Origin of the sequence: Chthonomonas sp., assembly GCF_035294505.1 — a bacterium.
GTDB lineage: Bacteria > Armatimonadota > Chthonomonadetes > Chthonomonadales > Chthonomonadaceae > Chthonomonas.
Genome location: NZ_DATGKU010000174.1, coordinates 14,320 through 36,696, shown reverse-complemented (window position 1 = coordinate 36,696; position 22,377 = coordinate 14,320). Strand labels below are relative to the sequence as shown.

Sequence of the window (22,377 nt, the reverse complement as noted above, 5' to 3'; positions counted from 1 at the left end):
TGAGGTGAAGATACACGAACATCAGGCGAAAGAGGTTTTGGCACGTTACGGAGTTCCTATTCCACGAAACGCCGGCGTGGCGTTTAAGCCGGAGGAGGTGCGTGAGAAGGTTGCGCAGTTAGGCGGGAAGGGGGTATTGAAGGCCCAAGTACACACGGGAGGACGTGGAAAGGCCGGTGGCATCCGTATTGCCTCTTCCCCGGAGGAGGGTGAGACGTTGGCCCGACAGATGTTGGGCATGCTTTTAAAGACTCACCAGGCGCCGGAGGGATTGAAGGTAGAGAAGCTTCTCATCGAGGAGCCGATACGCATTCAGCAGGAGATATATGCGGGGGTTGTGCCCGATCGGGTTAGCAAACGCAATGTGCTTATAGTGAGCGCTAGAGGTGGGATGGATATCGAGGCGGTGGCCGCAGAGGAGCCAGAAGCGGTGGTACGCCTTCCCATTGATCCATTGGAGGGGCCTCACGACTTTGAGATTAGGCAGGCCTGTTATAAGGCGGGGTTAGACCCTATTTTGGTGAATCGTTTAGTTAGCCCACTCCGTGGACTTTTGAACGCTTTTGTTGGGGTGGATGCGTCCTTGGCCGAGATCAATCCGTTGGCGGTAACCGAGGAGGGGCAAGTGGTGGCGGCCGATGCCAAGATCGAGATAGACGACAGCGCCCTCTTCAGGCATCCCGATCTGGCCGCGTTTGCCGAGGAGAGCGAGGAAGACCCCTTGGAGGCACAGGCCCATCGTCTCGATATCGCCTATGTGCGACTTAAAGGGGAGGTGGGAATTATCTGCAACGGCGCCGGGTTAACGATGGCGACCATGGATGCGGTTCAAAGAGCGGGCGGGCGTCCGGCAAACTTTTTGGATGTTGGTGGCGGGGCGCAGTCGGAACGTGTGAAGACCTGTTTGGGCATTGTGCTTTCCGACCCGCAGGTTCGCGGTGTTTTAATCAACATTTTTGGCGGGATCACGCGTTGCGACGAGGTTGCCAAAGGCATTGTGATGGCCAAGAATTCGCTGGAAGTGAAGGTGCCTTTGGTTGTGCGTTTGGCCGGCACACGAGCCGAAGAGGGAGCGGCTATTCTGGCACAGGAGGGCATTACACCGGCCGCGACGATGCCCGAAGCGGCGGAAAAGATCGTGGCACTGACCCGCTGACAGCGTGCATGACTCCCTTTCGTGAGGAACAGCGAGAGCGCGGTGCCACGGACAGAGCGTGGCAAGCCCTAAGAGAGATTTATTCGGCTTGGGAGAGTAGCAAAGCCCATACTCCGGCGGACAGACTTGCCAATAGCGAATTCCGCGCTCGGCGTTATTTGAATGCGCATGAACGTAGGTGGTGTGCCGGGCACTATTTCGATGCCATCCGTTTTCGACGTAAGTATCAGTGGCTGTTGAGCCGGTTAGCACTAGCAGAGAACCCAGACACTCTGTTGCAGTTGCACTTAAGTTTGGCCCCTGTTTCAACCCGACCCCCTCATTTCCAAGCCATTGTTGAGGAAGAGCGCCTGCAGGCGGCCGTTGCGGCCATGCCCACACCGGATGTCCCGGAGGACTACATTCGTTATGTGCTCTCTTTTCCCGACTCGCTTGCCCGGTCGCTTCTTCAGCTGTTTCCTCCGGAGGAAGCCATTTGTGCTGCTCAGGCTTTCAATCGGCGGGCCCCAACGATCCTTCGGGTAAATCCTCTGCTGGTGTCGCGAGCGGAGTTTCTGAAGGTGCACTCTGATCTTAGGCCAACCCCCTGGTCCCCTTGGGGAGTCTATGCGCCTGTTGGGGCCAACGTTTACACGTTGGCCGGTTATCGAGAGGGATGGTTTGAAATTCAGGAGGAGGCGAGCCAGCTGAGCGCCTTTCTAGCTCGTGTGAGGCCGGGCGATACCGTGGTCGAGATTGGGGCCGGAGGTGGGGGGAAAACGCTTGTTTTAGGGGCATTGATGAGGAACAGGGGGCGTATCCTGGCGATAGATGTGCATGAGGGGCGGCTTAAGGAGTTGGTGAAGCGTGTACGGCATGCCCAGATTCGCTGTGTGGAACCCCTCTTGGTAGAAGCAGATAAAACAGGTAAGTGGCAACACCGGGGGAGGAGCTGGCGTAGAATAGAACAAATACGCAGCCAGACACAATGTGTTCTTCTCGATGCGCCCTGTAGTGGCAGTGGTGTTCTGCGCCGGAGTCCCGACGCTCGGTGGCGCGAGGTGTGCATAGAGGAATTTTCACAGATACAGCGAAATCTGTTATTGGAGGCGGCTTCGCTGGTGGCTTCGGGGGGTCGGATCGTTTACGTTACCTGTGCTTTCGAGCCACAGCAGAACGAAGAGGTGGTAGAGTGGTTCCTAAGCACTCCGGCAGGCCGAGGTTTTCGCAAGGAGCCGGTTTTAGAGGCGCTGAGGGAGGCTTGGAAGAACGCTGCGGATTTAGCCGAGAAAGAATCGGCTGATAAACGAAGGAACGCCTCGAGGCATGCGGAGGATATGCCGCCTCTTGAGGCGTTATGTGCAGGAGATTATGTGCGTACTTGGCCTCATCGGCACGACCTCGATGCCTTTTTCGTGGCGCTTTTGCGCCGATGCGAGTAACCGATGGCGACTGCAGAACAACAGCATCAGGAGGCTCTTCGCCTAACCGAAGAGGCACGCGCCATTCGAGCGCTTGGGGGCAACCGTGAAAGTGTGCGGCTGCTTCAACTCGCCTTGTTACGCTATGCCGAGGCGGAGCGTTTAGCTGAAGGTGAGGGCTTGGAACCTAATGAACTGTGGCGGCGTGCCAGAGCGGAGGCGTGCACGCTCTGTGCTGAGTGGCTTGAACGCGAAGATAGACCGGCCGAGGCCGCTCGTACCTACCAGGAGGCCACGGACGTGTGGGGGCTGTTGGCGGATCAGCCTGACTCACAGGAACGCATGAAGCAATGTGCTCATCGGGCCGTGGTCTGCTGCCGCACTCTGGAGGGGCATCCATTCGGGAGATTGGCCCTTTTGCTCGTGCATTATGAGCATCAGTTGGACTTGCTCGCTTTGAGAAGTGATACGGAGGCGGAGCAGGCTTATCTCTGTATGCGAATCGCGACAACCCTGTTTCGACGTGGCTATGCGCTTGAGGCATTGCCCCGCTATGAGAGGGCGATAGAGCTTTATGCGGCTGCTCCCGCCACGCCGATTCATCTCTTCGCGATGGGGGAGTGCCACCAGGCCTTAGGGAGGCTGCACGCTGAGGCCCTCGAAAATTTAGAAAGGGCGCTGTTCCACTATCGGACGGCGCTAGCTCTCTATCACGCAAGTGAACTGGGCGGGGAGAGGGAGAAGGCGGTGATAAACGCGTGTGAAAAGACCCTTGCCGACCTGCTTACAAGATACGAAAGGCATCAGTAAAGGGCAAGTAGATGGAAATTGATAAGAACAAGAAGATTTTCGATATCTCGCTGTTTCCACTGCATACGGTACTATTTCCTCATATGCCGCTGCAGCTGCATGTGTTTGAGACACGCTATAAGGTGATGATCGAACGCTGCTTGCAGCAGGGAAATCCATTCGGCGTGGTGCTTATTCGAGAGGGGGATGAGGTAGGCGCGCCTGCCGTTCCTTTTAATGTGGGGTGTACAGCCCAGATACTTGGCATGGAACGCTTTGAAGATGGCCGGATGAATCTGGTAGTAGCCGGACGATATCGGTTTCGACTGCTAGAATACACGGAGGCCGATCTGCCTTATTTAGTCGGCAAGGCCGAGTTGCTTGAAGATAGGCCTTACGACTCTCGGCGAATAGCACCGTTAATGGGAAAACTCGCAGCCCTTTTTGTGCGCTATTTAGAGATGTTGGCCACACGTTCCGGAGAGGTTCTGCCGCCGGTGCAACTGCCTGGCGATCCGGTGACGCTTTCCTTTTGCGCCGCTTCGGTGTTGTTGCAGGACGCCGCAGAGAAACAGATTCTCCTGGAGCTAACCGATACCGCACAGCGGATCGAGCATGAGATTTTGTGGTTGAAAGGGCAGATGAGCTTATTGGAAGATATAGAGAGGCTTAATGCAGAGCAGGGTTATAAAGAGAAACAGGAAGTCTTAAAGCCCATCAACCTCACCGACTCGAACTGGCAAGAGTTTCTCAAGGATAGTCTGAACTAGCTAAAGATCTGCGCTTCTAGCTAAAGATCTGCGCTTATAGATAGAGCACATGACTCACGGTGAGGATACATCTCTTCGCGCCGTCTCTGTAGAGCATGAGGGCGAGAGTACACGTCAGGACGAGACGCGGTGGCGTACTGCCCTAGAGGGGAAGAGTGGGTTTTATGTTTTGCTGCTTCTCGTGCTGGGTTTCGCTATTCGGCTTGTGCCGGCCTATCTTATTTATGGCTCTTACGATGTGGGCGCGTGGCGCACGGTATTGATGTATCAGGGTATGGGCAAAAACCCCTACCTTACCCACAAACTGAACTGGCCACCCCTTTGGCCCACCCTTCTGTTGTGGGCCGGCCGATTGGAGACGGTGTACCATCTGCCCGATTACTTCGCCGTTAAGTTACCGGCTATTATCTGCGATGTAGCCGTGGGGTTCGCTCTCTATTTCTACTTCTTTTTCAGGAATCCTGAGAGTCCTCAGATGGCTTTCCGGCGAGCACTATGGTACATTCTTAACCCTGTGGCTATCTTTACTTGTGCGGTACATGGGCAGTTCGATTGCATTCCCGCTTTGTTTACCTTACTGGCGGTTCTTGCATTTGAACGCCATTCTTCTGAAGGGCGCTTCCCGGTTGTTACTTCCTTGTGGCTCTCTTTAGGGGTGCTTGCACGTACATGGCCAGGAGTGTTAGCACCGCTTTTTTTTGCCGCGATTCCAGGGGTGGTGGCGACGACTTTTATTTCTCATGATTGTGCTGCTGCCATCGGCTATTAGCCTCTGGATACTCTACCTGCAGGTGCCGCATGTAATTCTGCACGATGTCGTGCACTATCGGGGAGATATCGGAGATTGGGGGTTGGCAAGCACGGCAAATCTGTTTCCTGCTTGGCCGTGGTGGCGCGCATTCAACGGCTGGATTATCCGTAAGCTGCTCTATTTAGGGTGGCTGCTGATCTATCTCCTTTTTTGGCGAAGGCGTGCGGATATGGGGAAATTAGTCTGTTTGGCGATTGCGAACTACTATGTTTTTACTCCTCATGCGGGGCAACAACATTTTGAATGGATCGTTCCCATTGCCGTACTGGCCGACCTCAGCTGGCTGCGTTTCTACACCGTGTTGGCCGGGGTGACGTTGCTGCTCTACTACTATCTCTGGCCGTTCAACGGAGAGCATTTCGACTTTTTAAGTCATCAGCATAGCCTCTCGTACTATCACAACTACCTTTCGGTGCACGCGCACTTCGGCACCGCCTTGTTGATGCTGCCGCTTTGGGGATTTTGCGTCGTGTGGTATAGGTCGCTTTGGCGGCGCTGTCTTCAGGAAAGCATTTGAAAAATTCCTTGATTGGTGTTATTATGTGCAAAGAGGGGGAAGCAGGCCTCTTTCTAGAGATATGAGCGATCTTTTTTGGGACTTATTCGAAGGACAGGTTTTAGACGGAAAGTACCATCTTCGCCAACGGATAGGAGTTGGGGGGTACGGTGCTGTTTTCTTAGCGGACGAGGTGGTTGCGGGTCGTGCTCTGCGTGAGGTGGTGGTGAAGCTCTTTCGGGTTGCGGAGGAGCAAAGAGAACAGCAGCTGCGCGAGTTGCAAACCTCCACAACGCTTCATCATCCCAATCTCATCCGCTATTTCGCTCCCGGGCAGTTCACATACTCTTTTCAAGGTAAGACGATTTCCATGCTCTATTTGGTGATGGAGCGTGCCGATGAAAGTCTGGAGCAACGACTGAAGCGTGGGCTGCTGACACCTGAGGAGGCAGAGACGCTGTTGCGACAGATGTGCGATGTTCTGCTCTACCTTCACGAACGTCCGGAACACTGGGTCCATCGGGACGTAAAACCGGCTAATATTTTGTGGTGTGAGGGAAGGTGGAAGCTTGCCGATTTAGGTTTGATGCGCGAGCTAGGGCCACGAGGGGATATGACTACGGCAACTACCGTGATGGGCACCCCCGCCTATGCGCCGCCGGAGGCATTTCGCAACTACGTAACTCCGGCATGGGACATTTGGTCGTTGGGCGTGGTGCTGGTGGAGGCGCTTACGGGGCATCTGCCTTTCGAAGGGCAAAGCATTGAGGAGAAAATCCATGCGGTTTTGCACTTACCGCCCTCTTATCTCCATCGGTTGCCGGAGCCTTTTCGGACGATTGCGTCGGGCTGTTTAGAGAAGAACCCACGCGATCGTTTAACTCCTCGAGGCATATTAGCCCTACTTGATGCCCCGCCAAAACCACCCCAAACGGAGGTGCATTGGCGATCTCTGGTAAAAGCGGCTGCCTTCGGAGGTGGGAGTCTTTTGGTGCTGCGGGGCCTTCTCTCGTTTTGGTTGCCGGGTGGAGAACGTTGGAACCCGTTATTTCTCTTCCCGGCGCGAAGTTCGCTCTGGTACGATCCGGTAATAAGCAACTGGTCGCCTGTCTATTTCTATCCGTTTGTGGCTCCCTACACGGTGTTAGGAGCGATTTTAGATGTGGGGGTTCTTTTGATTATCTACCGGATTTTAGGGATGTTTGGAAAAGCACAGTGGCTGCTGTTTCCCATCTCCATGTTGGTCTCGTTAATCTGCATTTTGCTCTGTATTGGCGGGTTAAGTTTTCTGTTTCATGTGCCGCTAATTAGCCTGCATGGTTCCGTATCATGGATTGTGTTGGTTCAGCAGGCGACCCTATTAGGCTTACGCTATTTAGCGCTTGGGGCGGCGCTCTCTGCGCTACTTTTTGTCTCTCTTGGCGACACGGTGGCGGGCGCTTTCTGCTTTCTCGGCATAGCTGTCCCGGCTTTGGCATGGGGAGTGATCGGGGCCATTGGGGGGACTATAGTGGCGGGATTTCTCAAAGGGGTTTTGCCGGAGATGGGAGAGTTGCGGCGTTTGTGGCGTATTGGGACAGCGGGTATTTTAGCCTTGATTGCCTTGATGGCATTGGTGGCTCAGAAGACGGTGTTTTCCAACCCCACCTTTGTGCAGCGATGGGTTTGGACAAACAAAGGAGAGGGGGCTGCGGTAACGCTGGCGGGCCGTTGGCAGGGAGTTCTTGGAGGGCAACGGGTAAAGGTGCGACTCTATGCGCTGGGCGCAAACCGTTTCGTGGGGCGGGTAGAGGGGCTTTCTGGGCATGGTATGGCTCGTGTGGAGGGACGGTTGAACGGCAATGTGGTGGTGCTAAAGATCGTTTCTCCGGCTGGTGGAGGGCGCGTGCGCCAAGTGGAGGGGTATATTGACTCCTCAGGCAAGGCGATGCAGGGATGGGAGCGAGATCGCCAGGGCCGGCGCCTGATGTGGCGATTGAATAGGCTATAGAGCGATACCGCGAAACGATGCATCCTTCCTATGTTGGTGCAGTAGCCACTCTTGCGTGGATGATATTCTCGTGAAGGAAGTACAGCGCGAGCTTTTTTACAAAAGCCTACTCCTGTCGCTATGTGTGGGTCTAGTGAGTTGGTTGTAGCTTTGGGAATGTGATAAATGCTTCCTCATCCAGTTCTGCTAGCTGAAGCGTTGCAGTCCAGAGCTGCCAGTAGACTTCTTCTGAGACCCGTGTAAAGCCGTGAGCAAGGATAGACTCGTTGCGAGCCGTTAATGGTGTTTCATCTCCGTCAAGTTTGAGGCTCTTGAACTTTGCTCCCAACTCATCCCCAAGTACATCTAGAAGGGCATATGCATCTCGGAGGCCAAGCATGACTTTTCCTTCCCTGGTTCGATTAACCCATTCTGAGCGTAAGGGTTCTGGAATGCTGCTCAGGGGAACGGCTTTTGTATTAGGGATTTGGTGGCGCTCTTTCAATGCTAGCTGGGCAAGGGCTTCGACGGCGCGATAGAGCCGAGCGACGGCATCGTCAAGCCTGCCTTCCTCTTTTCGGCGTTTGGCATTCGATACGAGGTCTTTGATGTGCTGTTGATCTGGTAAAGGATCGCTTGCCAGCTGTTGAAGTATTTGGTAATGTGAATCGAAGAGGCGCTCTAGTGTGTGTGATCTCAGGGAGGGTAGTGCTGCTGCCAGATCGTTTATGGCCCTCATGGCCTCTTGAAGTTTGGAGAGGGCTTGCTTATGGTCGAAGCGATCCCATGCGTCATACGCTTCGGCCAATTGACAGAGGGCATTCAACTCTCGTTTCAGAGATGGAGAAGATGTGTTATTCCGCGCGACTTTAGCTACTTCTGCTGCAGCAGCAAATGCGTGTTGATCGAAGAGCACGGCGAAGCGTTCTGTTGTCTGAAACCCGAGAGCATCCCATGGATTGCTAGTGTGAAGCACTTGTTCCTTGCCGGATACAACAATGCCAACACCATTGCTCGTACGTTGTGCCCCGCCCACATAGGAGAAGATACAACGCCAGTCGCGAGCTTGTAGAGCTAGCGCGGCTGCCATGCATTTCGTGCCTCCTGTGAAGTCTACGACGGCCTGATACCGATCACCGCGCTCCAGCCAATCTTTAACTAATGGGGTAAGATCACGGAGTTCTTCTACGCATCTGGCAAAATCTTGCCCATCGGTAAGTACTATCGTATCGCATTGTCCTGGACTGATCCTCAAATCATTCTGCTCCGCGAGCGATCTGATTCCCTCGATATATTTCTCAGTCTCAGCCGACGGAACGAACACGACTCTTTCTGGTTTCCAGTGCTTCAGTGAAGCGACAATCGGCTCGGAACTGCCACCAATAGTGCAGATAAGAAGATTATATTTGTCTGCGCTATTGCGCGAGGTTTCGTTGTGATGAGTTGACATAGGAATGCCCTTTCGTTGGTAGCGTCTATTTACTTTTGATATTCTAGCACGGAAAGATGTCCTTGTAAAGGGTTTCCGTAGTGAAGTGATCGGTGTAGGTGCCAAATAGACGAGTGTTGCCAAGCCAAGCCCCGAGAAGGCACATGCTTTTACCAGCTCGTCAGTGTTTGAAGCCGGAAGTTAAGAAAGATAGGCTTTCGCGCAGCGTTTTTGGGCGATGAGAAGTAAGAGGAGGGTTAGGCCAAGAAAAACAAGCATTTGGTAAGGCCAGCGAGGGTATTGAAAAGGATAGTCCGGTGCGATGGTGTGGTCGTAAACCCACTGGGTACGCAAGAGATCGAATTTGATGGGGGTGGTGACGGCCACCACAGGGTTCATGAAGAGTAGCATGACAATGGAAGACGTGGGGTTTTGCATGGTATTTAGGATGGGGTTGAACAGGAAGAGATCGGTAGTGAGAAGCAAAAAGAGCGTATAGCCTACAATGAGGCTACGGGTTGTGGAGCGCCCGGGCGACGATTTCCCTGACACGAGGCACCCTATGGCGCCGAACAGAAACAGGGTGGAAAGAAGAATCAGGTGGGCTTTGAGGACACCGAATATGCGGATATCGGGTAGCGGATGGAGTACACCCTGTAAACAGCTCCAGAACAGGAGGCTGCAAAGCCAGCAGAGAACAGGAACACGAAGACGGGCGAAAAGACGACCAGCAAGAAGTTCAAACGGGGTAAGGTCGGTGAGCAGCGCAGCTTTAAAATCGGAGGTCTCGATGGCGGCTGGCTGGGCATAAGCGCCTAAGGTGACTCCGGATAAGGGAAGGAGCACAGCAGAGGCGACAAAGGCTGCAGAGGCCCATTGTTGTAGCCAGTGTCCCCAACGATCTCCTGTGCTGCTGGTATGCTGCCACGGAGTTTCTAGCCATGTTTTTTGAAGCCCCACCGCGATGAGAAGAAACAGGCCAAAGAGCAGCAAGGCCGTGCTTACTTCCCACCACCAGGCACGTCCACGCCATTGGCGCTTTACGACGGCTACAAGGGCCTGAAAGCGGGGGAATCTAAGGCTTCTTATCCGGATGGGTCTGGTTAGGAACATGGAGCGCTTTGAAAATGACTCGCACGGAAGTGCCTCTTCGTGGAGTTTTGGCAGGATTGACCATCCAGTCGTTTTGGATTTCGTGCATAGGGTTATCTAAAATAGCGGCGGGGTCGTGCCAAACTGCCACGAGTGAGCCACAGAGATCGGCCTCAAAGCCTTCCGGCAAAATACGAGAACCTGTGAAGACCCAAGGATGGTGGGGCATTGGGCTGTTGTTAGAACCTTCCATGAGAAAGTCTTCTGCACGGGCTTCGTGTTCTTTGCCGTTGCCGTCTTCCCAACGCACAAGGATATCCACCGGATCTCCTTGGGGTGACGTGGGGTCGCCTTGATATTGCAGCACGTTTTTCGGCTCGAGGCCTAGCAGCAGAAGCCCTACCTGAAGGTAGAGAGGTCTAACGTCGAGCCGGAGGAGGCTTTCGTAAGTCTTTCCCATAGGGGTGACGGCGAGATATTCCACATCCCCTGAATCCATATTGATCTCACCGGGGCACGTTAAGGTGTGTGCTTTCATATCTATAAGCAGGGTGCCGAGTCGGTAGAGATTATCTGTGATCTTTTCGATAGGAGGCGCTTTGGTGGAAGAGACCTTCGCCTGCGACGGATTCGGTGGTGAAGGTGGTGCAGAAATCGCTCTGAGACAGGCCGGAGGGCAAAGGATGACTGCAGCGATCTGAGCGATGTGGAATAGCTTGAAGAACCTCATCACCATCACCATGCGACCTATTTTTGGTATATCGGCAATAAGCCGGCTGGGACTTGAAGTACGAGAATGGACATTGCGGTGGCGTAGACGCCACCCGCATCGGAGCCAAAGGGGGTATCTTCCCAGCTTCCGTTTGCATTTTGGGTACGGACAAGCTCGTCGCGAATGGAAGGATACCAAGTGCGCCAAAGCGTACCGCCCTCTTGGTAGGCTGCTTGAGTTACATAGTAGATAGCATAGTGAAAGTGTTCTCGATAGAGCCAGAAGTTGCGCGCATCAAGAGGATGTTCGGCGAGATAACGAAGGCCATTTTGACATTCTGGGGTGTTGCTAAGATGAGAGAGATAGAGGGCAAGCACACCGGCACCGGTCCGAGCAACGTTGGATTGATTTTGACCGATTTGATAGCTGAAGCCACCATCTGGGTTGGCAGCACGGCGAATATAGCCGATAGCGCGATTGAGGGTCTCTTGGGAGACGGCGAGGCCGGCATTTTGGCAGGCCTTAAGAGCCATAAACTCGACGATCGTGACAGACAGGTCGGCATCGCCTGGGCGAGGCATATAGCGCCAGCCCCCATCGAGCCAGGGTTGGCCGTTTTGGTTTTGCGTATCTTCCAGGAGTCGAATGGCGGCTTCCAGTTTCGGTTTGAGGCCGCGTAGGCGAGTCATGCCATAGACTTCGGCGAGAGCAAGTAGAGCAAATCCGTGTCCGTACATGGGAGGGCCGCCATTGGCGCTACGGATAAGGCCAGGTGGGGCGAACTGTCCGCTCATTTGTACCTGTTTGGCGAGCCAATCCACGGCTAGATCGAGGTTGGTGCCGTAGGGGCCGCGGCCGGGTTGGTAACCGGCGGAAAGGAAGGCGAGCAAGCAAAGGCCGGTGATGGCCACGTCCTCAGGGTAGCCTCCACTAGCCCAATGGCCGTCGGGCATCTGTTGAGCGGCCAGGTATTTAAGGCCACGTTCCACAGCGCGCTCCGATTGCGGCGTGCCGAGGTAGAGACGCGCTTCGACATCCCAGGGCGATACAGGACGTTTTGTTCGCTGCTGGCCGGCGAATGCAGGTGCGGCTGTTAGAAAGAGAAGGAAAGCCATGAAGAGCGCACTCCATAAACGGCGCTTCATTTCCCTTTTTTCTCCGCAAGGCTCTCGTAGTAACGGTAGACAAAATCTTGAAACTCGGGTGGGATTTTCTCGCGTCGGCCTTGTTGGAGCGCTCGTTGGGCGCGCGGATCGAGGGAAGGCTTACCCGCCAGCATATTGGGGCTGAAGAGGGCTCCACGCTGAACGCCCTCAAGGCGGGTGAAGGGCTGCATTTGTGGCTGGCTGCCCGGACGTTGCATGGGGCGTGGGGCACCTTGCATGGCTTGCTGCATGGCCTGTTGCTGTTGCTGCTGTTGTTGTAAGGCTTGCTGTGCTTGTTGTATGGCCTGATCAAGGTTATGCAGGGCTTGGTCTTGTTGCTCCTGGGTGGGCCGACCTGTCTGTTTTTGGCTCAACTGTTGTTCAGCACGTTGCATATGCTGCCCCGCTTGCTGTGCGGCTCTTTGCGCATCGGGCATCTGCTGAAGGTGTTGCGCTGCCTCGTTGGTGATCTCTTCGGTCATCTGCTGCCCTCGGTCGAGATGCTCCGCCTGTTGCTGTTGTTGAGGGGTTAAGGAGTGGTCTGGCCGTTGAGCGCGCTCCCTGTCGAGTTGGCCTGTTTCTTGGCGAAGTTGGTTCTGGAGAGAGCGACCTAACATGAGTTCACCGAGAGTTTCTGCCATCTCATCCTGCTGGGCCGCGTTCGCTCCCTCTTGGCCGTTTTGTTGATCGGCCTGTTGCTGACCGCTGCTATTTTGGGCTTGCATTTGCAGAGCTTTCGCGATGGCATCGAGAGTACGAGCCGCGTTTTCTTGGGCCTGTTGAGTTGAAGTTCCGGTGTTTGGTTCATCCTGATTCAGATTTTTGCTTGCCTTATCCATTTGGCCTGCAGCCATGCGCATGGCACGCTGAAACGCGGGCGAGGGGAATTTACCGGCCAGTTCGTTGGCTTGGTTTTCGGCGTCCTCTTGACGGGCGCCAACTTGCCGCCGTTCACGCATATCGTTGCTGTCGAGGTTCCCTTGTTGGGCGGCCTTATCGAGACGACGGGTCGTATCGAGCAGGCCATGTTGCAGTTGGGCAAGCTCCTGCACCTTTTCGGCAAGTTGTTGAGCCGCTTGGATTTGCCGGAGTTGTTGGGCTGCTCTCTGGGCGTTCTGAGCCGCTTTTTGAAGGTCTTGTGCCGCCTGATTAGCTGGCGACTGGGCTTGTTGTGGCCGGTTTTGCTGAAGCTGTTGTCCCGATTGCTGAAGGTTCTGTTGGGCATTTTGTAGGTTTTGCTGGGCTTGGGGCACGCCTTGTAGGGCGTTTTGTGCTTGTTGCGCCTGGCGTTGTATCTGTTGTTCTTGGCGGCTCAAAGTATGGCTTTGAGAGGAATCGGGGTGCTGTTGAATCTGGTTAGCCACACGTCGTTGTTGCTGGGCTAGCTCCTGGAGGCGCTGTGCCTCCTGCTCGAGCTGCTCGGCAGAAGTCATTTGGTTCTGTTGTCCCGCGGCCTGCTGTGCGGCCTCTGCGGCCTTTTGAAGCGCTTGAGCGGCGCGATCTTGGTGCGGGGCCGCATTTTGCGGGTTGTTTTGTTGAAGATTTTGCTGAGCCTGTTGTTGGTTGGAGTGCACTTGACCCTGTTTAAGAGCTTCTTCTGCCTGTTTGAGCGCCTGGGCGGTCTGTTGATCGCCTCGTTCTTGGGCGGATTGCGCCGCGCGCCGCAGTTGCTGCTCCAGCTGTTGGGTCTCTTTGTTAACCTGCGCTTGCTGTTGACGTTCAACCTGCAGTCCCATCTTATCTTCGGGTGCCATCGTTTTGTTATTTGAGCGAAGGTCTTCCGCGATGGCCCGAGAGCTATCGGCGAGTTGCTGTTGTTGCTGGGCGAGGGAGGCCGCTTTTTGGGCTAGCTGATCGGCCGAAGGGGTGCGCGAAAGAAGTTGCTGGATGCGATCGAGATCTTTTTGAATGCTATTTTGTTGCCGACCGGCTTGGTTGAGGTTATCGAGACGCTGTAGTGCTTTGGCCGATTCCGCTTGCTGGAGTGTTTGGGCTGTGTTGGGCATTTTCTGGTTGGCCTGAGCTTGCAGGGCGTCTGCCGCCTGTTGGCGTCGGTTGAGTTCAGAGGGCGTGGCCATCTCGTTATTTTGAAGCTGCTGGGTGAGGTTCTGAACCTCTTGCGCTAAAGACCGAGCCTGTTCGGCGGTGGCCATCTGTGTTTGAGCTGCCCGTGCGATGCGATCGGGGGTGGGATGAATGCGGGCTTGCTGGGTTTGTTGTTGGGCTTCGTTTTGCGTGCGCCGTAACTCCTCAAGCGCGTGCTGCTCTTCGTCGAGTGCCTCCTTCAGCCTCTGTTGCATTTCGGGCACACTAACAATATGGATATGATAGGAGAGCGAGGTTGTCGTGTGGGGGCCATCTACCGTATCGTTATCGGTGGCGCTTACATTATAGGTGATAACATCGCCCACATGCGGCTGAATACTTGCCAGGTGCCAGCGGAGTCGAATGTCGGCCGAGGGGGCACCGGTAGGCCCTGGCAGTGGGAGTTGATGAAAGGGTGCTCCCTTTGGCAATGCAGTTGAGAGCTGCGTCGGGTCTTGATGTGCTTTCTGGTAGTTCAAGTCCATGTGGTCTATACCGAAGTCATCGGAGGCGTGGGCCACCAGTGGCAGTGAGCCGTTGGGTACGAGATCAAGGTCGGTGGCCGGTCGCTGTATTTGAACAGAGGGAGGCTGATCGCGCTCCATACGAATGGTATAGGTGGGGCTATTGGGATTCGTAAAGCCATGCTGGTCGGTTAGGATGAAGCGATAGGTGCCGTTCTGCATCACATTGAAAGCACCGGAGAGTGTTTTGCCGGCGATATGCCAAGCGGATGGTACTCCGTTAAGATAACAGAGGGCGGAGCGTAACGGAGTATTGGTGGTAGCGCTCACCTGAACATGCGAGCCTTTGAGAGCGGTAAAGCTGCCTGTGGGCGCATTGATGATCTGGAGTGGGCGATGGGTATAGGCCGGAAACTGGATGCGCAGCCGGACATTCACAATAGTAGGAAGCGGCACAACCGTAATATCTCGCGTATTAGAGCGCCCATCGTTGGCGAGGGCAATGAGCGACACACTTTGTGTGAGATGTGCAAGGCGGTAACGAAAGAGAGAGCTTTTTAGAGAGCCGGCAGTTTGGATGGTGGTGGGCCGATCGAGCGCTATTGTTTGCCAAATGTCGGGCGGGTCGGTCTGCCGATGGATACGGAGCGTGCATTGTGTGGCCGGTTTGCCCCAGGTTTTGATGGTGATCCATGTCGAGGCCCCTTCAGGCAGGAGGGTTTTTTCGGGAAGAACCTGCAGGCGGGTTGCAACGAAGGGGGCGATATCTTGCTTTGGGTAGGAGAGGCGCAGTATCCAAACACCGAAGGCTTGACCGGCAAACAGGATGTGCAGCAGTAGCAAGAGAAGGCAAGCGAAAGCGACAAGAGTGGCACGTTGCAGCGGCGTGGTACTAACGGCTTTGCGAAAGTCGAGGTCGGCAGCGATCTGGTGGGTTTCGCGAAGCAGGGATTGCGCGAGGGTGGGAGAGAAGCCCGCGGCGTCGGAAGCCATGGCCGGCATGAGGCTAAGGCTGGTAAGAAGCCGCTCTGCAAACACCGGAAAGCGACGTTCTACCCGAACGGCCAATTGTGTGTCGGGCAGTTTGCGGAGTAAGGCAGCCACAAGCGTTAGGGCTAGGGAAAGCAGAGCGAGCGCAATAAGAAGGTCATGCCAAACGACTCGGCCGGTATAGGAGAGAGTGATGTAGCGATCCACATAGAACCCTATGATGATGAAGAGGATAGATAGGCTCAACGTCCAGAAAAGGCCTGACAATGCGGTAAGCAGGCGATAGCGTGTACGTGCGGCCTGAAGTTTGGCAAGCAATAAGTTATTCGGTGTTTCCATGGCGATAGCCTCGTTAGTTCTTATATACGTTAGACGCTTGGGTTTTCTTTAGGTTACCATTGAAGAGGGCGCATTTGTTTAGCCGCTGATAGGTTGTTGCAGAAAAACTTGAAGGGGGTAGGAGGCGATGAGGCGATCATCGCAAAGGAGGCCTGCCACGTGGACGCCTGCTTTGGTAATGGGCACCATCCGTAGATTAAGGCCGATTTGGATAGTGGCAAACGCCGAGCGTTCCAGGCTATGCAACACGGTTTGCCACTCGAAGGGGAGATCGGGGGTTTCTAGCACGGTGCCGCCATCGGGGTCGAGTAGCCGTACGCGTAGGCGACGTGGCGTAGCCGACTGCAGGCGGAGGCTAAAGGCCACGGCCATGTTGGCATGAAGTGGCAGCTGAGACGTTGTAAGCGCTGAGTAGATGCCGATGAGCGACTGTTTGCGCGTATGTTCTTCTGTAATGACGAGGTCACAAATAACAAAGTAGCTAACCTGAACTTCGTCTTCTTCCGACATAGGATTTTCCATTTCTTTAGTGACATCATTATTGATGCGAAAAATTTGAATCTATTGCCATTCGAGATAGGTTCGGATGTGACGGCTATAGCGGGGACTGCGTAGCTTCTGAAGGGCTTTTAGTTCGATCTGTCGGATGCGTTCTCGCGTCAGGCAAAAGTGTCGGCCTACCTCCTCAAGGGTTTTGGGGTCTCCATCTTCGAGGCCGTAGCGCATAATAAGCACCTCGCGTTCCCGTTCTTCGAGCATATTGAGGGCATCGGCAAGTTTCTCACGAAGAATATTTTGAGAGGCGATTTCGGGCAAGGAGCTATTTTCTTTATCTTCAACGAAATCGGCCAAGCAGTTCTCCTCACCCTCTCCGATCGGTGTTTCAAGGGAGAGCGGCTCCGGGGCGATGCGAATGATCTCGGCCACCTTTTCCGGCGACAGGTTCATGGCGCGTGCGATCTCTTCGACCGTTGGCTCACGACCGTACTCTTGAAGGAGTTGAGACGAGACACGGACGAGCTTGTTGATCGTTTCTACCATGTGGACGGGGATGCGGATGGTTCGGCCTTTATCGGCGATGGCGCGTGTAATGGCCTGGCGGATCCACCATGTTGCATAGGTACTGAACTTATAGCCGCGGCGATAGTCAAATTTTTCGATGGCACGAAGGAGGCCGATATTTCCCTCTTGGATAAGGTCTGAGAGGGCCATACCCCGGCCATGGTAGCGCTTGGCAATAGAGACTACGAGGCGCAGGTTTGCGCGGGTGAGGGTATCACGCGCTTGTTGGGCAGCTCGTTTAATTTCGGGGTCGTCTTTGTTTTCACGGGCGCGTAGAATGCATTGGGCGAGACGTATCTCCTCTTCCACGGTGAGAAGAGGAAATTTTCCTATTTCGCGCAGCCAGGCGTGCACGGCGTCGTCGAGAGCAAAGGTTTCGGCATCGTCGGAGAGTTGCATTTCGTTGTAAGGCAGAGAAGCCATCTCCTCGTCACAGGCAAAAAGACCATCCTCCATTTCATCTGGGTCGGGCCAAGGCGTTGCGTTTTCGACCGTGGGCAGAAGGTCTCCGGTTTGGAGGCAGGGAAGGGCGTGGATATCCTCTTGAAGGGGCAGAGGAACCATGTCGGTTTCCGTTTTGGTGGGCTTAGCCTTTCTCTCGGAGGCCAGGCAGGTTTGCTGACCGTTTAGGGAAAGCGAACGACGGCGTTGTTTTCGTGTTTTTGTCGTTTCGTCCGACGTATAGGTTGTATCTGCGGCGGCGCCGGTCATGCTCACACTCTCCTTCAGAGGGGGCGCACGAGGCTCTGCATCTAAAGGTTCGGCTCTTTATAGAGAGCCTCGAATGAGGCGCACCTTCTGGTGATACTGTTCGAGGAGGTCTCGACGTTCTGCCTCACTCACTGCTTGTTGTAGCCGCTGAGCAAGCTCACGCTTCTCTCTTTCCAATAGGTAACTTTGCAGTTGCTTGAGGCATCCGTCTACAACCTCTATTCGTAACTCTTCATTCGACACGAGATAGGCGGAATCCTCCAAGATTTCTAGCAGAAATCGGGAAAATGAAAAAGAATTTTGCGTGTTTGTTCTCTCACCGCTTTGTGCTTCTTCTGCGAGTGCCCGATCAAGGAGAGGACGAGGGTCTATCGTGCCATCGGGTTGGGGAGTGGTGTGGGCGATCCAGTCCAAGAGCTTGACGCCGTAAGGGGTCACCATTAGCTCGGGGCGCAGGTGTTCGAGCAGGCGCAGCCGCCACTCGGCACTGAAGAGAGCACGTAACAGTTGTCGCTCGGCTTTTTCGGCACGACTGAGCTGTTGGGTAGGCAATGGCTCCTGAATGTTTGAGAGGCTTTGGGATGGACCAGACAAGCCACGTTTTGCGGTTTGACCCATCGGGACGTTACGCAGAGGGGGTTTTAACGCCTTTGCCGGCGATGTTGGCCGAAACGCGGGCAAGGGGGGTTGCTCGCGAAGAGGGCCTCTATTTGCCTCCTCTGTAAGGGGGTAGCCGAGTGCTCTTGGGGCTTGACCTCCTCGGAGATGGGTGGCTGCCGTCTCGATATCGGCCAATATCTGTTCGATGACCCGCTCGACGCCAGTTTTTCCAAAGAGCGGATGAAGGAAGGCGATGCGGTCGGCATAGCGCGCGCGTACCGATAATTGCTCAACGGTAGCAAGGAGAGCTATTGCTTCGGCGAGAGCATCGCTTCTGCCCGTTTCTGTTTGCACATTGTGCCTTTCCAAAATACGTTCTAGAAGAAAATCTATACGCGGAACGGCCTGATCGAGGGCGCGTTGAAACTCTTCGATTCCGTTCGGATGTTGCAAGAGTGAGGCGGGGTCTTCGCCTAAGGGCAATCGTGCCACGCGCACTTCGGCGCCTTCAATGCCGAGACTTTCCCAAATAATAGCGGCACGTAGGGTGGCGCGAAGACCAGCCTCATCACTATCATAGCAAACAATGACTTTGGGGCTATAGCGCGAAAGGATGCGAGCGTGATGTTCGGTGAGCGCGGTGCCCAACGTGGCTACGCATTGGGTGAAACCGGCTTGATGCGCAGCGATCACATCGAGATAGCCCTCTACGAAAACCGGCGGCACATCGCGTGCAAGTTTGCGGCGGGCGAAATGAAGCCCGTAAATAACGCGCGATTTATCGAAAAGCAGGGATGCGTCGGAGTTGATATATTTGGCCGGCTCTGCCGGGTCTAATGTGCGCCCTCCAAAGCCGATGATGTTGCCGCCGATGTCGTAGATAGGAAAGATGATACGGTGCCGGAAGGTATCGTAAAAGCCGCTTCCTTCCAGTTTGCGCGCTTTGATCAGCCCCAGAGAGGCAGCCAAAGCAAGGTCGGCCCCCTTCTTTTTTAAATAATTAAGTAGGGCATCCCAACCGGCCGGGGCATAGCCCAGCTCCCAAAGCTTTTGCGTTTCGCGGAGCACTCCGCGGTTCAGCAAGTAGGCTTTGGCCTCCTCGTGTTGCTGCAGTTGTTCGCAGAAGAACTCTAAGGCAAGCCGATTAATCGCCAGCATCTGCTCGCGTCGGCTTGTGGCTTCCCCACCTAGGCGGTGCCGGTCAAAAGGAATGCCTGCCCTTTTGGCCAACCACTCCATGGCCTCGAGGAACTCCAAATTCTCTATTTTCTGGATGAATTTAAAAACATCTCCTCCCTCACCACATGCATAGCATTTGTATATCTGCAGGGTAGGGCTGACATGGAAGGAGGGGCGTCTATCATCGTGAAAAGGGCAAAGCCCCTTGTAGTCTTTGCCCGCCCGTTGAAGGCGAACGTAGGTACTGATAACGTCTACAATGTCGTTATGAGCGCGTATCTCCTCTTTTAAAGCTTGCAGATCACGGAGCATAAGTTCCTACTTTTTGGGGTTCAAAGGGCATAAAGCTCTTTGAATTTGGTCTGCAGGTATGTAAGATAGGGGTCTGCAGAGAGCGGTTTTCCGGTTGCCAGAATAACGAGTTCTTGTGGGAGGAATTTACGGCCATAGACGTGGATATGCTGGCGCAGCCATTGAAGGATAGATGAAAACTCTCCCTGTTCGATCAGTGTTTCCAGGTTTGGAATGTCGTGTAGCATCGCCTCTCTCAGTTGTGCTGAGAGCAGGTTGCCGATAGTGTAGGTTGGGAAATAGCCGATAAGTCCGCCGGCCCAGTGGATATCTTGGAGGCAGCCTAGCGTATCGTTGGGCGGTGTGATGCCGAGATACTCCTGCATCTTTGCGTTCCAAGCATCGGGTAAATCCATAACCGACAGCGTGCCTTCGAGCAGCTGGGTTTCTAGCTCGAAACGGAGAAGGATATGGAGGTTATAGGTAACCTCATCGGCCTCCACCCGGATGAAGGAGGGCTGAACACGGTTAATCGCTTGGTAGAGTTCTAAAGCGTTTAAGTGCGCGAAGGGATCGGGAAAGACTTTTTGAAGGTGCGGAAGAATCCATTTGCAGAAGGCGTAGCTACGGCCCACCATGTTCTCCCAAAAGCGGGATTGACTCTCGTGCACGCCCAGGCTTGTACCTCCGGCGAGGGGGGTGGCCTCGTAGGCCTCGGGCGTTCCTTGGTCGTACATGGCATGTCCGGCTTCATGAAGCGAGGCAAAGAGCGCTTTGACAAGCAGATGGGGATCGAAGCGGGTGGTAATGCGCACATCATCGCGAGAGAAGCCGGAACAGAAGGGATGGGGGGCTGGGTCTTGTCGTCCCCTGGTGAGATCATAACCCAGCGCTTGCACTATCTCTTGGGTAAAAGCGTGTTGTTTTTCAACCGGGAAATCGCCTTGTAGGCAGGAATCGTCAAACTGACGTTCTGCTTCAGAGATATTTTTCACAAGCGCGATGAGAGCAGGTTTGAGGGAATCGAAAAGAGCCACCACATCGGCATAAGTCATACCCGGCTCGTAAAGGTCTATGAGGGCATCGTAAGGGTGGTGCCGATAGCCGAGGTATTCGGCTTTTTGTCGGGTGAGAGCAAACATCTTTTCAAGTGCAGGGGCAAAGAGCGAGAAGTTGTTCTCGCGCCTAGCTCGCACCCAGACTTCATGAGAAAGGGCTTGATGCCTGGCCAACTCTTCGACAAGAGTTGCCGGTATTTTGGTCTCTTTATCATAATCGCGTCGGGTGACGCGAACAAGGCGCACTTCGTCGCTATCCGGGGCGGCATCGGCAAGTGCCGATTCGCATTTGGCGAGCAGCACGGCAGTTTTTTCGGAGGTAAATAGTTCATGGACAAGGGATTCGAGAGCTGCCATCTGTTCAGCACGAGCGGTTGTTGCCTTAGGGGGCATCATGGTTTGTTGATCCCACGACAGCAGACCGTCAATCTGCTGAAGACGTATGATAGGCGCCAGATGTCGTTTTAGTTGGTCAAGGGCATCGGACACGGGTTGTTTTCTCCTTTTTAACGTGTTGATGATACCGCAGAGGGTTGCGGGGTTAGGAAATGGGCGAGCGTCTTGTCGAGTTCCGGGCCGAGCAGCTGCTCTCTACCGGCCAAAATACGCCCGCTATCCCCATCAATGAGAAGGGGGTAAGGCACGATATGGATGAAATAGAGCTGTGCTTCCGCTGTTTCCCAATACTTGCCATCGTAGACCTCTGGCCACGTCATATAGTGTGCTTTGAGGAAAGCCGTAAGCTGCTCTCGGTAGTTGGCCGGCTCGATACAGATACCAAGAATCTCTAGACCTTTGCTGTGGTATTTTTTGTAGGCAGCGGTTACATAGGGAAGCTGTGCTCGACAATGGGGACACCAAGAGCCCCAGAAGTAGAGCAGTACGCGTTTCCCATGGTAGTCTTGTGGAAAGTGGACGATGTTCCCTTTGAGTGTTGTCGCGGTAAACGAGGGAGCTATCTGGCCGACGCTTAGATCGGGCGGAGGGAGAATCTCTGGGACCGATTTGGGGGAGCGCTCCACAACCACCGTGCTGCCATCGTAGTCGGGGATGGTAAGTTGATAGGTGATGCCGCCAATGTTGAACGGTCGGTCGGCACGATAGATCTCTCCACGGGCATCAATTTTTCCATTATGGTTCACATCAATCAGCAGGATGCTACCGGGGAAGGAGGCGCTAACATCACATTTGAAATCGCCTCTGGCAAGAAGGTCGTAAAGGTAGGCGGTGTATTTAACGTTGTTGAGGATAAGCTCTCCTTTACGAATATAGTCGGGGAGGTAGATCAGATATTGACCGTAGGCAGCAGCATTGGGATCGTTGGGATCGGGCAAGATAAAATGCAAGGGCAGGTCTACAATGTGATCGGGGCTGTAGTGCACGTGAAGTACCGCGTCGCCCTCGTAGCGGGTGAGCTGTTGGCCGTTTGCCGCCTTATAGGGAAACGTTTTCCATTGGACGGGCGGATCGTTCGTAAGGTCGCCATCGAGGTCACCATCCACAATGAGGATAGGAGGCTTGTTGGGTGGAAACTCCACGAGGGCAACATAGTCTATTTCTTTGCCGTTAGGCCAGAGGGGTATAAAGGCAAAATAGGGGTTGACCAGGTTTGGGGGGAGCTTAGTGACCTGAGGCGGGCATTTAGCAAAAAGCGGTGCGCGCCTTGGGGTGGTAGGCGGAGCAACCGCAAAGACTTCGGGACCGGTAACGAGATCGAAATGAAATGTATCGGCACGGCAGGTCAGTGCGGTAATAGCCAGCCAAATTCCCGTTAGAACGGCAAGAGAGCGGGTTATGATGCTTAGGAAGCATTGGCTCGGTATCAAAGA

17 protein-coding genes are annotated in these 22,377 nt (G+C 54.4%); 7 read left to right on the top strand and 10 right to left on the bottom strand.

Annotated features, from left to right (window positions below; genetic code table 11):
* Nucleotides 1-4 precede the first annotated feature (4 nt).
* From sucC to VKV18_RS10050, 7 genes are all read left to right on the top strand, one after another.
* Nucleotides 5-1,156, top strand: coding sequence for an ADP-forming succinate--CoA ligase subunit beta (gene sucC / locus VKV18_RS10080; protein ID WP_324204078.1), 1,152 nt, complete (start codon nt 5-7; stop codon nt 1,154-1,156).
* An 8-nt stretch (nt 1,157-1,164) separates the two neighbouring features.
* The gene (locus VKV18_RS10075; RefSeq protein ID WP_324204077.1) at nt 1,165-2,577 is read left to right on the top strand and encodes an RsmB/NOP family class I SAM-dependent RNA methyltransferase; all 1,413 of its coding nucleotides are present in this window, start codon (nt 1,165-1,167) and stop codon (nt 2,575-2,577) included.
* Between the two features lie 3 nt (nt 2,578-2,580).
* Nucleotides 2,581-3,366 carry a hypothetical protein gene (locus tag VKV18_RS10070; protein WP_324204076.1) on the top strand — a complete coding sequence of 262 codons (786 nt, stop codon included), beginning with the start codon at nt 2,581-2,583 and terminating at the stop codon, nt 3,364-3,366.
* An 11-nt stretch (nt 3,367-3,377) separates the two neighbouring features.
* The gene (locus VKV18_RS10065) at nt 3,378-4,115 is read left to right on the top strand and encodes an LON peptidase substrate-binding domain-containing protein (RefSeq protein WP_324204075.1); all 738 of its coding nucleotides are present in this window, start codon (nt 3,378-3,380) and stop codon (nt 4,113-4,115) included.
* Nucleotides 4,116-4,164: 49 nt separating this feature from the next.
* A complete protein-coding gene (locus tag VKV18_RS10060) occupies nt 4,165-4,884 on the top strand; it encodes a hypothetical protein (protein ID WP_324204074.1) in 720 nt (239 codons plus the stop codon).
* The gene (locus VKV18_RS10055) at nt 4,856-5,443 is read left to right on the top strand and encodes a hypothetical protein (protein ID WP_324204073.1); all 588 of its coding nucleotides are present in this window, start codon (nt 4,856-4,858) and stop codon (nt 5,441-5,443) included. Before VKV18_RS10060 ends, VKV18_RS10055 begins: the two co-directional genes overlap by 29 nt.
* Nucleotides 5,444-5,504: 61 nt before the next feature.
* Nucleotides 5,505-7,412 (top strand): serine/threonine-protein kinase, encoded by a 1,908-nt coding sequence (locus VKV18_RS10050; RefSeq protein ID WP_324204072.1) that lies wholly within the window; start codon nt 5,505-5,507, stop codon nt 7,410-7,412.
* A 130-nt stretch (nt 7,413-7,542) separates the two neighbouring features.
* Here VKV18_RS10050 and VKV18_RS10045 read toward each other — a convergent pair whose 3' ends face one another.
* The 10 genes from VKV18_RS10045 to VKV18_RS10000 form a co-directional block, all read right to left on the bottom strand.
* A complete protein-coding gene (locus tag VKV18_RS10045; RefSeq protein ID WP_324204071.1) occupies nt 7,543-8,841 on the bottom strand; it encodes a TIGR02710 family CRISPR-associated CARF protein in 1,299 nt (432 codons plus the stop codon).
* Nucleotides 8,842-9,021: 180 nt separating this feature from the next.
* Nucleotides 9,022-9,933, bottom strand: coding sequence for a hypothetical protein (locus VKV18_RS10040; protein ID WP_324204070.1), 912 nt, complete (start codon nt 9,931-9,933; stop codon nt 9,022-9,024).
* On the bottom strand, nt 9,896-10,642 hold the full coding sequence (locus tag VKV18_RS10035; protein ID WP_324204069.1) for a YdjY domain-containing protein: 747 nt from the start codon (nt 10,640-10,642) through the stop codon (nt 9,896-9,898). Before VKV18_RS10035 ends, VKV18_RS10040 begins: the two co-directional genes overlap by 38 nt.
* Before the next feature lie 17 nt (nt 10,643-10,659).
* Nucleotides 10,660-11,769 carry a prenyltransferase/squalene oxidase repeat-containing protein gene (locus VKV18_RS10030; protein ID WP_324204068.1) on the bottom strand — a complete coding sequence of 370 codons (1,110 nt, stop codon included), beginning with the start codon at nt 11,767-11,769 and terminating at the stop codon, nt 10,660-10,662.
* Nucleotides 11,766-15,647 (bottom strand): DUF4175 family protein, encoded by a 3,882-nt coding sequence (locus VKV18_RS10025; RefSeq protein WP_324204067.1) that lies wholly within the window; start codon nt 15,645-15,647, stop codon nt 11,766-11,768. The genes VKV18_RS10030 and VKV18_RS10025 overlap by 4 nt, the downstream gene beginning before the upstream one ends.
* 78 nt (nt 15,648-15,725) lie before the next feature.
* A complete protein-coding gene (locus tag VKV18_RS10020; protein WP_324204066.1) occupies nt 15,726-16,157 on the bottom strand; it encodes a DUF6941 family protein in 432 nt (143 codons plus the stop codon).
* A gap of 51 nt (nt 16,158-16,208) precedes the next feature.
* Nucleotides 16,209-17,420: an RNA polymerase sigma factor RpoD gene (gene rpoD, locus VKV18_RS10015; protein ID WP_324204065.1), complete on the bottom strand. Its 1,212-nt coding sequence runs from the start codon at nt 17,418-17,420 to the stop codon at nt 16,209-16,211.
* A 57-nt stretch (nt 17,421-17,477) separates the two neighbouring features.
* Nucleotides 17,478-19,511: a DNA primase gene (gene dnaG, locus VKV18_RS10010; RefSeq protein WP_324204064.1), complete on the bottom strand. Its 2,034-nt coding sequence runs from the start codon at nt 19,509-19,511 to the stop codon at nt 17,478-17,480.
* A gap of 20 nt (nt 19,512-19,531) precedes the next feature.
* Nucleotides 19,532-21,037: a carboxypeptidase M32 gene (locus tag VKV18_RS10005; protein WP_324204063.1), complete on the bottom strand. Its 1,506-nt coding sequence runs from the start codon at nt 21,035-21,037 to the stop codon at nt 19,532-19,534.
* A gap of 17 nt (nt 21,038-21,054) precedes the next feature.
* On the bottom strand, nt 21,055-22,374 hold the full coding sequence (locus tag VKV18_RS10000; RefSeq protein ID WP_324204062.1) for a TlpA disulfide reductase family protein: 1,320 nt from the start codon (nt 22,372-22,374) through the stop codon (nt 21,055-21,057).
* Nucleotides 22,375-22,377: the final 3 nt, after the last annotated feature.